Here is a 13544-nt window from a genome sequence, read left to right on the forward strand (position 1 = left end):
CAAAATAATAATACACTTTTTAGTGAAATAAAAAAAGTAGGTAAACCTACTTTTTAACTCCCTTTTTAACGTTTTGTAATCTTGATTCTAATTCAGGGTCTTTTTTATTTGGTTTTCTATTACCATTATTTGATTTGTCTCAGTTATTTAAAACTGGTTCCATATCTTCAACTCTTGATTTACCATCATTTACTCAAACGTATTTTGATTCATAATCTGGATCATTTAATTTGTCTAAGTTATATTCTAACTCTCTTTCAAATAATCCACTTCTTACAATTCCTTTGTCTTTTCTTATTTTAGCTGTTTCAGTTTTTTTAGCTTTTGCAACAGCATGTTTATCAGCTGCAATAGCTGCATATCTTGGTTGACGGTTTTGGAATTCACTTCTGAAGAATTTTCATCAAACAAAGTATCCAACACCAGATAATAATAAAACTAATAACACTGCCAATAAGATAATTAATCATAACGGCATTGTTCCAGGAATAAATACTGTAAGTTTTGAATTAATTGAGTTAATTGTAACTCCAGGTCTAGCTGATTGTGCACTAACAGTTATATCAAGTGCTTCACCAGATTTTCCTCCAGTAATAGCTAACTTACCTGTTGTATTATCATATGAATAAGTTGCACTAGAAATTTCTGTACCTTCTTCATAAGTTGTCAATGGAAGATTGACAGATACTGAACTAAACATATTATAGTTTTCAACTTGGAAAGTTTTTACTTGCCCTTCTTTAATTCTTAAAGTAGATCCAAGACCTTTAACTGAAATCGTGCTGCTAACAACATTTAAACTATCTTTTACATCAAAGTCATATCCACTACCAGTAAATCCAATTCTTTGCTTTCCAGTTTTTGTTGCTTTTAGTTTAACTGTTGTATCATTTCCATTTGATGTAGGAGTTCCAACAATTTCATATCCACCAGTTACTTTAAAATCACTTGGCACATTTTTCATACCAAGTAATTGGTAATCAAATTCTTCACCTTCAAATATATCTCCTTCAATTCCTTGAGTTAGGAACTGACCAGTAACAACAGTGTTACCAATTTGATCAAATGATATTTTAAAGTTTAATGATTGATTTTGAACTGAACTTTCTAATAGAAGTCCTTCTTTTGGTTTTGCAACAGCTTCAATTATTTTTTGATCTGATAAGTCAATTGAGTTTGATCTTACAACTTTTAAATTATTTCCTAATTGTCTATCAATATCATCATATATTTCAGCTAATTTATTCGGATCAGTAATAACTTCTTTTTGAACTTTAACTCTAGTTGAGATTGTTGCTCCATCTTTTGAAGTAAAGATTGAAGAATCTGAATTTGATACTATAACACTCCCTGAATTTCTAACAAATTTAGTATTAATATCTAATTCTATTTCTTTGTGTCATCCATTAAAATCATTACTTGTTATTAATCCATTAAATGATTTAGCATCAGGAAGAATTTGTAAAGCTTCATTTAAGTTTAAGTTCCCATTTGAACTTTCAACTAATGCAAATGCTGTTTCTTTTCTGGCACCAGCTGCATTTATGTTATTTGTTAAAGCCTTTTGAACTCCATTAGTTATTTCAACATAACTTCTTGAGTAACCAATTTTACTTCTATCATCTTTTACAAAGTAAGTTCCATTTTTTCCTTCATATGAAGTTGAAAATGAAATATCAGCAGAAATTAAAGTTTCTGTTAATTTTAATTCTTCATCTCCTGAAATTCCACTATATATTTGTTTACCTTGTTCTGAAGTTATTGTTATTGAATCTCCATTAACGGTCATATCAGTAATATTTTTCACTCCATTAACTGTTTTAATAGGCTCACCTAGGTTTGCTTCGGTCAAGTTTCTATCAAGTACTTTATTTTCAATTTTATAAATCTTGTTTCCAATAGCAACAATAATGTTTTCACCATCCAATTCACAAGCCGCAGTTAGACCACTTATTTTCATATCAATAGTAGTTATACCAATAGTTGCAATTAAATTAGTTCCTCCTGTAACTGAGTTTTGAATTAAGTACTAGCTTCCCCCAGAATATGTAGAAACTTTTTTAGGTTTTTCTCCAGCATCTAAATTTGATGTTTGCAAGTTAGATTTAACTGTTTGAGGTGTTCCATTTAAATTAATTATGTTTGCATAAGCATTGTTAGACATAATGTACATTTTAGAAGTAGCATCAAAAAATCCAGAGTCGAATTTTCCATTACTTAAACTAGTCCCAGCAACACTTTCTATTATTGGATCATTATAAAGATAAGTTTCTTTTATACTTTCTTTGGTTAGTGAAAAACTTTTTAAAATAGAATTACTTGGACTATAATATGATCCAAAATACAATACATCATTAACTACAGCAACTTCTGTATAGTTTGATTGTAAACCAGTAATTAAATCATGTTTTTGTAAATTAGCATTTTCATCTAATAAATAGATTGAAATTGTAGATTTACTTGAAACAATAAAGTATTCAAAAGCCTTATCATCATAATCAGACTCCCAAACCGCAAAACCTTCTCCAGATTTCACAATATTTTGTAGATAATCATCACTTGCTCAAGCATTACCTGATGCAAAGTTCAATAATTCTTGTCTTTGATTAATACTAAATGCAGAAACACTTAAAGTAACAGGTACAGATATACTTAATGTTCCTAAAATTGTTAATAATTTTTTCATTGTAAAATTATCCTCCCTTATACTTATTTTTTGTTTTTTTCTTCTCTACGTTTAGCTTGTGCAATTTTTGCAGCTTCTTTACCAACAGCAGATTTATAGAAACGTTTACGTGAAATGAATCACATTGACATAATTACAAGTACAATGATTGAAATTCCACCAAACGCTAATATTGGTGTAACTCATCTAGGCATTGAACTTGGTGTTTTTAAACCATAAACTGTTATTTCAATAGTGATGTAGTTTCATTGTCCTTCTTTTCTAGATTCAAAATCAGACAAAGTATTTGCAGAAGTAAACGCTCTATCAAATAATCTAACAGTCATTTTTGATGAGTTAGCTTTTAAGTCATATCTCATATCACTTATTAAAGCAATTCCCAATCCTGGATCTAACATTTTATGTTTGTTAATACGGTTTTGAATTTGAATTAGGTTAGCACCTAATTCATTACTTGTTGTTAATCCAATTCCGTTAAATTGAAGTTTTTCAACTTCTTTTGCTTTTGCATCTAAATCCAATTTATTTTCTGGTGAGAATTTTTCTGCTTCTGAACCAAAAACGTTATCGTCTAATTTCATTTTAACTTTTAAAGTTTTTAATGTTATATAACCATTTTCAGAATCATTTTCATTCATGAAGAAGAAACTATTATCAATTCCGCCCTTAGGTTTAATTCTAATGTTATCTAATGTGTAGTTTCCATCTGCATCCGGTTCTGCATTAATTGCAAACCCTCAGCCATCGCCTTCTCATTCCTGACCACCTAAGAATCAGTCATTAATTTCTCATTGACTATTTGAAAGTTCTTTTCACATAACATTTTTTTCAAATCCTTTTACAGATTCTAATGAATTTTGAATTTGATTATAAACTCATCCAACAACACTATTAAAATCATCATAACCTTCAAGAACATAACCTTCTTGTCAAGGTGAAATTTCGCTTAAGTTATATCTATTTGTGTAATTTGTATTAACAGCTTGCATTTTAGAATTTCTAAATCTTGATGTATTTGAACTATCAATATTTTTAATTTCTACTCTACCACTTTCGTTAATTTCACCAAATTTATCATCTGGAATCAAGTACTTATCTACTATATTAATTTCATAGTCAACACCAATTTCTGAATCAGCAAACATAGCAGAGACTTTCTCATCACTAACAACATTTCCACCAACCGATGAAATTGCTTTGTCAAGTTCAAATATAAGATCTTTTTCATACTCTTCACTTCCATTTAAAGGAGTTGCTCTTGTATAAGTATAAGGTTGAGTAACCATATTTCTAAGATCGTATTTTTCAAAAACCCTTGAGTTGAAAACCCCATTTCCATTAACCTCATTAAATGAATATTTTAGATAACCCTCTGAATATACAACTGAGTTCGGTAAAATTCCGTAATTAGTTGATACTACAAGTTCATCCAAACTTGAATCCAAGAATAATATTTTTCTAGCTTCACCATTAGTAAAGTTTCTTGGATCTTTGTATGAATATTGGTAAATAGAGTTAGGTGTTGTAACAACTAAATTGTAATTATTATTAACATCATCTTTATATGAATAAAAACCATTTACATTGTTATCTTCATAATATACTTCACCATTCATAGTTTGACTAAATGATTGTGGTTGTAAATCAAAAAGCTTCTCCATTTCATTTCTTTCATTTACAAAGTAAATAGCTGATTTTGTGTTTTGTGAAGTACCCTCACTTGCTGCAATAATGCTATATTGTGTATTTGCATAATCCAATGTGTGTTCTGTGTTTGTAATAAAGTTTATTGATTGATCATCTCTTTTATTAGAAAGAATATTATCAGTCATAGTTAGATCAGAATTCAAACTAAATGAATGAAACTTATTATCTTCTCTATTAGTAAAATTTAAAGTAACTTTATTATCTCCCCCCATTGAAAAACTTGAATTTGTAGGATTATAAATATTACCAAATTCATATGTAGAACGTTTAACTAAATCTGAGGAATTTTTTATTATATCACCATTTTTTGAATTATCCTTATCTCCAGATATTATAGCTTTACTTAAGTCAAATCTATCAACAGCATAATTCAAACCGCCATCTTTATGATAATAATTATAGAATACATAGATACTGTTATTTTGGTCAGAATTTGAAATTGATCTTGTTGGTGAATAAACTTTTAAAATTTTATCTCCGTTTTTATAATTTGGGTTTAAATCCAAGTTTAAAACTACTTCAGAAGCTGCATCAGGACTAATATCAATTACTTTAATTTTTCCTACATTACCAATAACATCTTTAGTTGCATAACTCATATATTTTGTTTTAGTACCATTTAAAGTATTGCTTTGTTTATAAGTAGACATAAAAGAAGCTGCAGCAGTATTTGCTCCAAGTGAACCATTGAAATCTAAATCAGTTACAACATTTGAAAATCCCTTTTCAGGATCATTTTTAATGATAGATCCACTTACATTATCGTTAGTAACGTTATAAATAATATCGTTTTTAGTATCTCCATCACTATATTTGTAAGTTGCTACAATATTTCTAGCATCAGTATTTCCTATTTCTGCTTGTGCAGCAGTTTGAATACCATAATTTGTATTTCTTTGAGCATTTAATTTTAATTCTTCATTACCTGGTGCTAAACCTGTAAATAAGTTAAAAACATCACTATTAACACCTTCTAATTTAGCTGCTGCTCTAGTTCCAAAAATATCTAAAACACCAGTTTGTTCCGCCATTAAAGCAACTGGTTGAGCTGATATAGTGATTCCACCTAGTAAAGTTAATAAAGTTTTCATATTTTGTCCCCTTTTCTTAAAGATTCTACTTTTTCAATCAATTAAATTATCAATTTAATTTATAAGTCAATAACTTAATTCATTGAAAAAGTGCTATATACGCTTTCTATTTCCATCATAGTATATATGCATACTATACAAAATATTATAGTGTAGAAAGAGAAAAAAGAATACCAAAAAAGTAAATATTTTTCATTTTTCTAAAAAAAAAAAAAAAAAAACTAAATAAATTAGAATTAAATTTATTAAAAATCTTTTATTAAAAAAACAGATATTAGTAATTATCTGTTTTTTTCTTTTATTTCATAATTGTCAATACTTGTTTTTGCACTTATTAAACCAACAATAGATCCTATTGCTAATACAGCTGAATTAAGTCCTATAAAGACCGCCAAGAGACCTAATACAAGATTTGATAAACTATCTCCTATATTGATGCTTTTGGCTATTATTAAAGGTAGTAAAGAAATAATAAATAAACTTAACCCGAAAACAAGCGATAACAAATAACCTATTCTTTGTTTATAACTTTTTCTTGAGTTAATTAAAGTTAAGTTAAATATTAAAACAAAATAAGCTATTAAACAAATAATTAAAACAAGTCATCCTATTGAAGTAATTGAGTTAAGTGTTGTATTTGATATTTCTTTAAGTCATTCCCCTAATTTTCAAAGTAATTCATATCCTTTATTAACAAAGTCTTTTAAAGTTATCATGATAATTGAAAATATCATGACAGGCATTAAACTAGTTAAAAGAAGATAAATACCAGTTTGACTTAAAGTCTTAGAAAATCTAATCATTTTTTTCTCCTATTAAATATGCTTTTTTAATAGGTACCTATTACATTTTTAAACTATACTCTTTTAAATAAAAAATAAAACCCCTATTAAGAGGGGCTTATTTTAATTATTATCTAAAATTAATTCTTACATTCATTCTAGCTGATCCGTAAATACCTTTATTTATACCAGCTTGGTTTCTTGTTGAGAATAAAGTGAAATTTAAACTCTCATTATTAGCTATTGCTTTGTCAATATCTTCTTGTGTTGCAAGTCTGTATATATTCAATTCTTCATCAAATACATAGAAAGGACTGTGATCAATTCCTTCTGTTGCGAAATATAGAGCATTGTATCTGCTACGAGCTGAAATACGATAAGAAATAATAGTTGTTGTGAAAAATCAAACAAATTCCAAATCATTTTCTGCTTCTTTAGAAACTTCAACCAATCATTCAAAATTATTGTAAGTGTTTAAATCACCTGGATGGTGATGAATTGTTGAGTAAACATAAGCTTCTCCAACAACATTGTTCATCAATCCTAACTCTGTTGGCACTATTTTTAATAGTCAAGTTTCTTTAGAAGCTCCATTTTTTCCACTTATATCATCATCATTCGCTTCTCTACCATCCATTACATTTATCATGAATTCAACTTGAATTCAATTAGTTTGAATAGAAATATTTTGTTCTTTCATTAAAATTCTTTGTATTGAAGTTGTTGCAACACCACTTTTATAGTATTCTAAATCAAAAAGAAAATACCCTAATTGTTGAGTTTCACTATAACCATTTAAAGTGGAAAGATCAACTTTAGTTTCTTGATTTTCTTTTATAGTTTCTATTGCCACCTCACTAATTGGCAAAACTGCTGAGGTTGTTAAACTTAGTGAAGCAATTAAACTTAATAATTTTATCACTTTGGTTTTTCCTTTCTTTCAACTACCCACCCTACCAACCTTGTAGTTACTTTTATCATAAAACTAATTATGGATTTTTTACTTTTTTTATAAAAGTGTAAAAAATAATATAAAAAAAAGCCCAGAGCGAGCTCTGGACTAAAACTATTTAAGGGTAAAATAATTTTAAATTTAACAACTTGAATTGTTCTAGGTACTTATTTGCTTTTTTCAAAGCTCTTTACAAGTAGCATTAACTTGTAGTTTCCTGATCCCGCCCTTACACCCTTTAATTTCTTTTAATAAAGAAATTAACTGGAAACTTGGAGATTTTCAACTGAATTGATAAGTTGATAAAATCAATACCTTTTAAACTAATTCATTTTTTATTCCCTATTTGCTATTTTTGAAATACGTTATTTTTCGTAAGTTGAATAACAACATCTTACATTTTTATTATCAATTATTTTTAAAAACTATCAACAAAAACACTCCATTATAAAAGGTTTTTTATCTTTTTATATTTATTTTATTTTTGATGATTCTTGTATTTATTTAAATAATTTGATATATTTATATTGTCTATTAATTCATTAATAGACACGTTGTTGTAAGCCCTCCCAAAGTTTATAATAACTTACAGGGATTTATTCTTTATTATCTATTTCGTTAATCTATTGGTTAGAAATGTATATAATACTTCAAACAAACAATAGTGAATCTGATAATATAATAGTTTCCCTTTTGAAATTCAACCCATTTTTAATGGGTTTTTTTTATTTTCAATAAGAAATTATTTAATTTTGAAGTAACTCAAATAAGCTTTTTAATTAAAAACCTATTCTTAAACAACGCTTTAAACTATATTTTTTTATTCCCGAATTGTACAAATGATTACATGTCTTAGTAAAATATGTAATACCTTTGACACGATTATTTTAATACTTTAAATTTAAAATGCAAAGTTTTGGTAAAAACTTCTCTTTTATAACCCCTTAACAAAGGGGTTATAAAGAATTTTAAAAAAGTTTAAAAAAAATTGATCTTGAATTTGATCAATTTTTTAAAAATCATAAGGAAAGTTTAACTTCAAGAATTTAGCTCATCCAGGATTTGGTGAGTGATTTGGATATATTTCTAAAAACTGTTGTTGAGCTGTTTCATAAGTCGGTGCAATTATTCTTTTGTTTCTTACCATATACATAAAGACAATACTTGCACTTCTGTTAATACCTCAAACACAGTGAACATATATTTTTTTATCTTCAATGTTGTTTTCTATTTGTTTAATTGCATCAAGTATTAAATCTTCATCCATATCGTCAATAAACGGATAATCTTCAAAGTCATAATAAATAGTTTTTTTATCTTCTGAAATAACTTTGTTTTCCCCTTCTGGAGCATTTAATTCAAAAAAGATTTCTTTTGCACAACTTATTATCAAATCTGAATCAGTTGGAGCTGAATATCTATCTCCTAAATATAAATTTGCAGCAATTTTTTTACTCATATTTTTCTCCTTTATTTTGTTTACACTCAAAGTGGTAAGAATTTAGATATAAATTCTTCTCTTGTATCTATAAATAAACAATCATAGTTTGTAATACTTTGGTTTAATAAATTTTTATGTTCTAGGATATGAACAAATATGTTTATTTGTTCATCTGCTATTTGGTCTAGAAATACTATTGGTCAATGTTGTATGCTTGGAAATAATTGTGTTAATCCAAGATTGCTTGGTTGATCAAGATAACTCTCAATTAACCTTGCTTTGTCTTCTTTTTCCTTACCAACCAAATTCAAATAAAAGCTTAAGTTATTTTGATTATTTGCTTTTACTAATCGATCAATTCCATCAAAAGTAAAGAATAGATTTACAAACTTATAGTTTCCGTTCAAATAATGCACTTTGTACACATCTTTTAAATTATAAGATTGACTTCCATCAGTTACTAGCACATCTTGAGGTGCATAGAACTCTATTTGGCTACAGCTTTTTTCATTTAAAATTGTATTTAAGTGTTTTAAAAAATTATTAATTTCCATCTGTATTTACCTCAAAATTATTATAATAAAAAACTAGCCTAGAGCTAGTTAAATATTATATAAATATTACTTTTAATTGGTTGGCTAATACCAATTTAAATAAATACTAAGTAAAAATGTAATCTGTCTGCTATAAACTTTTTTAAAGCTTATATATTTATTTAGAAATTACCTTATATTTCATAAAGGTCAAAACAAAAAAACCCTTATGAACCACAGTTAAATCTTAATACTTTAAAATTATTGGCTATCTGATTTCAAATCCTAAGTACCTTGAAAAATTAAGGTTTGTTTAAATTAGATTATTAAATCCCTACCTTTGATTTAAAGGCTCTTTTATTTTAACAATTTAAAACAAAAAGTATGTAGCTTTGAGCTATGTTGAAAAATTTTTAACAAACAAAAATTAATTTTATTAAAAAAAACTTTTATTCAAGCATTTAAAAGTAGTTTTAGAATTTTAAAGAATGGAATTTTACCTTACTTTTGTTTAAAATAAAATAGAAGGATTAATAGAAATGAATTATAAAAAAAGTTTAAGAAAATTAAAAAATTACCATTACAATTGGTTGAATATAACACTTATGATAATTTTATTTCCAATAGTAGTGCTTTTGTCTATGTTTTGTGCAGTTGTATTTGTGCCCTACTTATTTAAATATCCCAGAAAAGGTAAATATAAGGGTTTTGAATTTAATAGTTATGAACATTTAGAATATGATTTGAAAGAAAAGGATATTAAAAACTTTAATATTAAAAAAGAACAAATAAAAGAATTTAATATTGGAGTTTTAAAAGAACAAATAAGTTCTTTAATGGTTCGAAATAAGGATAGTAAAAAATGAGTAATTGGATTGCATGGTTTTAAAAGAAATAAATACATGGGTTTAAGACAAATCTATCATTTTTATGATCAAGGATACAACTTACTTACATTCGATGGTTTTGCACATGGTTCAACTTATGGAAAGTATTCAGATTTTGGTCTTACAAATTCTAAAGTATTAAATGATGTTATTAAGTGAGTAAAAGAATCTTTTGAAGTTGAAGAAATTGGAGTGATTGGAACAAGTATGGGTGCAACAACTGCTCTATACTTTGCAAAAAAATATTACCAAGAAAATAAAGTTGATTGATTAATTGCAGATTGCCCATTTTCTCAAGCTGTTCCACAAATCAGATTTTTCTTACAAAAATATATGGTATTGCCTTGATGATTTATGTCATTAGGAATTAACTATAACTTTAGAAGATATGCAAAAGCAAGTATTGGTCAAGTTGATCTACTTGATGGTCAAGAAAAAATAGATGATTTAAAAGTATTGTTTATTCATGGTAAAAAAGATGATTTTATAATGTATCACAATACAGTTGTGTTACATCACTTAAAACATGTTTCAGAAACAATTAAAAACAGTGAAATCAAATTATATGATAATGCATCTCATTCAAGCAGTATGCACAAAAACATGGATGACTATATACAAACAACTATTAGCTTTGCTCAAAAATAAAAAAAACTTCTCAATTGAGAAGTTTTTTTTATTTTATCCTTAAATCATTTTATAAATAACATCTTAATAAAAATTTAGAAATTTAACATAAAGACAAGTTGTATTGTACTATTACTAATAATACTAGAACTAAAACTTAATTATTAAATGACGCTAAGTAATTATTTTGATACTCTTTTTAATGATAATTTAGCTTGATCTTTACTGTCATCGATTGAGATAACGTATCCATCCATTTGTTGTCCTACAGTAACGTAGTCAGCAACATTTGTTACATATGCATCAGCGATTTCTGAAATGTGGATTAAACCTTTGTAGATTTTTCCATCAATTTCAGCATCACAGAATGCACCAAAATCAACTAATTTAGTAATAGTAATACTTACAATTTTTCCCATGTTTATTTCTCCTTACCTACATAACTATAAACTATTTTTGTACTTTATTTTGCTTTTTCTATAAAAAAAATAAAATATTTTCAAAATAAGGATATTTAGAAAATATTAAAGTTTAACTATGCTTTTAAATTTTTAAATATTAAAACTTTTCTTCTTTATTTGATATAAGGGTATATAAAGAATTTATAAATCCAATTTTAAACTCATCTTTTTTTATTACGAGCTTTCTTTTTCAAAAATTTATAATGTTTTTTACACATCATTCCTGTAGAAAAAGATTTGTAGCCCTTGTTTAAGCATCCACTAACTGGACAAGTACTAATTTTCATATAATTATTCCTATCTATTTAAAATCATTAGATTTTCAAATTTTGATATAATTCATATGTATAAAAGCTTTTTATTCCTAGAAAGTTGTTAAATTTTTTTCAGATTAATATTACATAGATACTTTTTTTGATTTGTAATTTTATTTTTGCAATACTATTCTTAACTGTGGTTAATTAAAACCTATCTTTATTATATGTTGCAAAGATAGGTTTTAATATAGTTAAAATGGAAGTCAAAAATTTTTTAGTTACAAATAAAATATTTTTACTTATTTAAAGGTAAAAGAAAGTCTTTATTCTTTTTATAATAGTCATCATCTTGAACATAGTAAAGATCGATTCAATCATCTGTTCTTTGAACATCTATTGATTTAAAAGAAGATTCTAAAGCATTTAAAAGTGGGTCCATATTACTTGCAAGAACCATTGCACTTATTGAAGTTTGTTCGATAATTTCATACATATCTGCAAATTTAGGGTGGAATAAGTAAGCTTGAGGATTATAGTGAACAAAAGGTAAAAATAAGATATTGCTAATCTTAATAGTGTCTATAATATGGTTTTCTGCAATATATTGACTTAACCTTTCACCAAGTGGTTTGAAGTAGTCTAAAACATGCTTAGAGCCATTTTTAGGCATAACTTCGTGTCAATAAATGTCATCATCTTCTTTATCAATTATGCTAAGTGAAATTATGTTTATATAATCTTCTTTTCCATATGCTAAAAAAATGAAGTCAAATGATATATTTATATAATCTTGAATTGGATATAGCATTATTAAAGTATTTTTATTCAAACCCATAGTTGATTTAATAACTTCTCTCATTAATTTTACCCTTAAGATCATATCTGTTATTTTGTTTTCATCAGTTTCATAACCAAGTAATATAAAAAACCTTGAACTAAATAAGGTTTTTAATTCTTTATCAGCTATTTGCATAAAATAATCAAGTTTAAATATACAAATAGAGTGAATTAAAGCATTATCACTAAATCAAACATTTTGATTCTTAAAAATTAAAAGCTTTTCTTTTTCTATTTTTACAAGTTTTAAGAATTTTTTTGAAGTTGATCTTCTTTTATTCATATAAAAACCTTACTTTCATTGTCTTTATTATACCATTTTTAAAACTTGCTTTAAATATGGTCAAATAAAAAGTACTTATTAATTAATAAGTACTTATAGTAAAATATTTTTATTTAATCATTTAAATGGTTGTAAAAATTAAGTACAACTTCTATGTTTCCATGGATACCTTTACTAATTCCATATTCACTTGCTCTAACTCTTAAAATTAAATTGATGCTTTCTCCTGGCTTTAAACTAATTTCTTTTAACTGTTCATCATAAAGTTTTTCTCCTGTTTCACTTATTAAATAATTAGTATATTCAAATGCTCCAAATCTAAATACAGATAGAGGATTTTCAAGAGCTCCATTATAGGCTTCGCTAATGTATTTTTCAAATACAAATTCAGCTATTTTCATATCTAAAGTCGCTTCATTAAGTCTGTCATATATTTTTACATTATCATCAATTTTTAAATCATGATCTAAATGTTTTAAAATAAATGTAACATTAGCAGAACCTTTAAATCCATTTGCATTTCCTAACTCATTTGTAGATATTCTAACTGTAGAGTAAGTAGTTTTAGCTCCATTTGCTCCAGATGCATCTGCATCTGTAAGCAATTCTCCTGTAAAGTCATTTATAATATAATCAACATTAAAGAATTGATAATCAGCATTTTCATAACCAGAAAATTTTAATGCACTTGCATAAGTTCTTAAAATTAAAATATTATAAGTGCTTGCATCTGCAATATAAAGCCCATTTTGACTATGAGTAACTGGTCTAAAGTCACCAATATCAAATGACTCTTCTAAATTTTGATTGTTTGAAATTAAAGCTAAAGGAGTTAAACTTGTAGCACTTAAAGACAAACTCCCTATTAAACTTAATAATTTTATCACTTTTGATTATTACCTTTCTTTCTCAACCCACCCAACACCCTAAATTATTTGTTAGTTGTTATTTTCATTAATATTCAATTTTACTTTTTGATTTTATAATAAACTAAAAATAT

At 26.3% G+C, this 13544-nt stretch carries 11 protein-coding genes; 1 reads left to right on the forward strand and 10 read right to left on the reverse strand.

The genetic code is table 4. The annotated features are described in order from the left end of the window. Nucleotides 1-46: 46 nt before the first annotated feature. The 7 genes from SMONO_RS02585 to SMONO_RS02615 all read right to left on the reverse strand — a co-directional run bounded on the left by SMONO_RS02585 (nucleotide 47) and on the right by SMONO_RS02615 (nucleotide 9213). Nucleotides 47-1960: a hypothetical protein gene (locus SMONO_RS02585; RefSeq protein WP_101780799.1), complete on the reverse strand. Its 1914-nt coding sequence runs from the start codon at nucleotides 1958-1960 to the stop codon at nucleotides 47-49. Nucleotides 1961-2029: 69 nt separating this feature from the next. Beyond that, nucleotides 2030-2686 carry a hypothetical protein gene (locus SMONO_RS02590; RefSeq protein ID WP_101780800.1) on the reverse strand — a complete coding sequence of 219 codons (657 nt, stop codon included), beginning with the start codon at nucleotides 2684-2686 and terminating at the stop codon, nucleotides 2030-2032. A gap of 23 nt (nucleotides 2687-2709) precedes the next feature. Then, the gene (locus SMONO_RS02595) at nucleotides 2710-5484 is read right to left on the reverse strand and encodes a hypothetical protein (RefSeq protein WP_101780801.1); all 2775 of its coding nucleotides are present in this window, start codon (nucleotides 5482-5484) and stop codon (nucleotides 2710-2712) included. A gap of 281 nt (nucleotides 5485-5765) precedes the next feature. Further along, nucleotides 5766-6287: a hypothetical protein gene (locus SMONO_RS02600; protein WP_101780802.1), complete on the reverse strand. Its 522-nt coding sequence runs from the start codon at nucleotides 6285-6287 to the stop codon at nucleotides 5766-5768. A 109-nt stretch (nucleotides 6288-6396) separates the two neighbouring features. Beyond that, entirely contained in the window at nucleotides 6397-7188 is a 792-nt protein-coding gene (locus SMONO_RS02605; protein WP_101780803.1) for a hypothetical protein, read from the reverse strand. Nucleotides 7189-8230: 1042 nt separating this feature from the next. Continuing rightward, a complete protein-coding gene (locus tag SMONO_RS02610) occupies nucleotides 8231-8677 on the reverse strand; it encodes a dual specificity protein phosphatase family protein (RefSeq protein WP_101780804.1) in 447 nt (148 codons plus the stop codon). A 20-nt stretch (nucleotides 8678-8697) separates the two neighbouring features. Continuing rightward, a complete protein-coding gene (locus SMONO_RS02615; protein ID WP_101780805.1) occupies nucleotides 8698-9213 on the reverse strand; it encodes a hypothetical protein in 516 nt (171 codons plus the stop codon). 620 nt (nucleotides 9214-9833) lie between these two features. Here SMONO_RS02615 and SMONO_RS02620 point away from each other — a divergent pair. After that, nucleotides 9834-10727 carry an alpha/beta hydrolase gene (locus tag SMONO_RS02620; protein WP_245857232.1) on the forward strand — a complete coding sequence of 298 codons (894 nt, stop codon included), beginning with the start codon at nucleotides 9834-9836 and terminating at the stop codon, nucleotides 10725-10727. 161 nt (nucleotides 10728-10888) lie between these two features. On the opposite strand, the gene SMONO_RS02625 is transcribed toward SMONO_RS02620, so the two are convergent. The 3 genes from SMONO_RS02625 to SMONO_RS02635 form a co-directional block, all read right to left on the reverse strand. Continuing rightward, on the reverse strand, nucleotides 10889-11125 hold the full coding sequence (locus SMONO_RS02625) for a S1 RNA-binding domain-containing protein (protein WP_101780807.1): 237 nt from the start codon (nucleotides 11123-11125) through the stop codon (nucleotides 10889-10891). Nucleotides 11126-11719: 594 nt separating this feature from the next. Then, nucleotides 11720-12544, reverse strand: a complete 825-nt coding sequence (locus tag SMONO_RS02630) for a hypothetical protein (protein WP_101780808.1) — start codon at nucleotides 12542-12544, stop codon at nucleotides 11720-11722. A 113-nt stretch (nucleotides 12545-12657) separates the two neighbouring features. Further along, complete coding sequence (locus SMONO_RS02635) at nucleotides 12658-13431, reverse strand: hypothetical protein (RefSeq protein ID WP_101780809.1); 774 nt, start codon at nucleotides 13429-13431, stop codon at nucleotides 12658-12660. Nucleotides 13432-13544: the final 113 nt, after the last annotated feature.

Source organism: Spiroplasma monobiae MQ-1, from assembly GCF_002865545.1.
In the GTDB taxonomy this organism is placed as follows: domain Bacteria; phylum Bacillota_I; class Bacilli_A; order Mycoplasmatales; family Mycoplasmataceae; genus Spiroplasma_A; species Spiroplasma_A monobiae.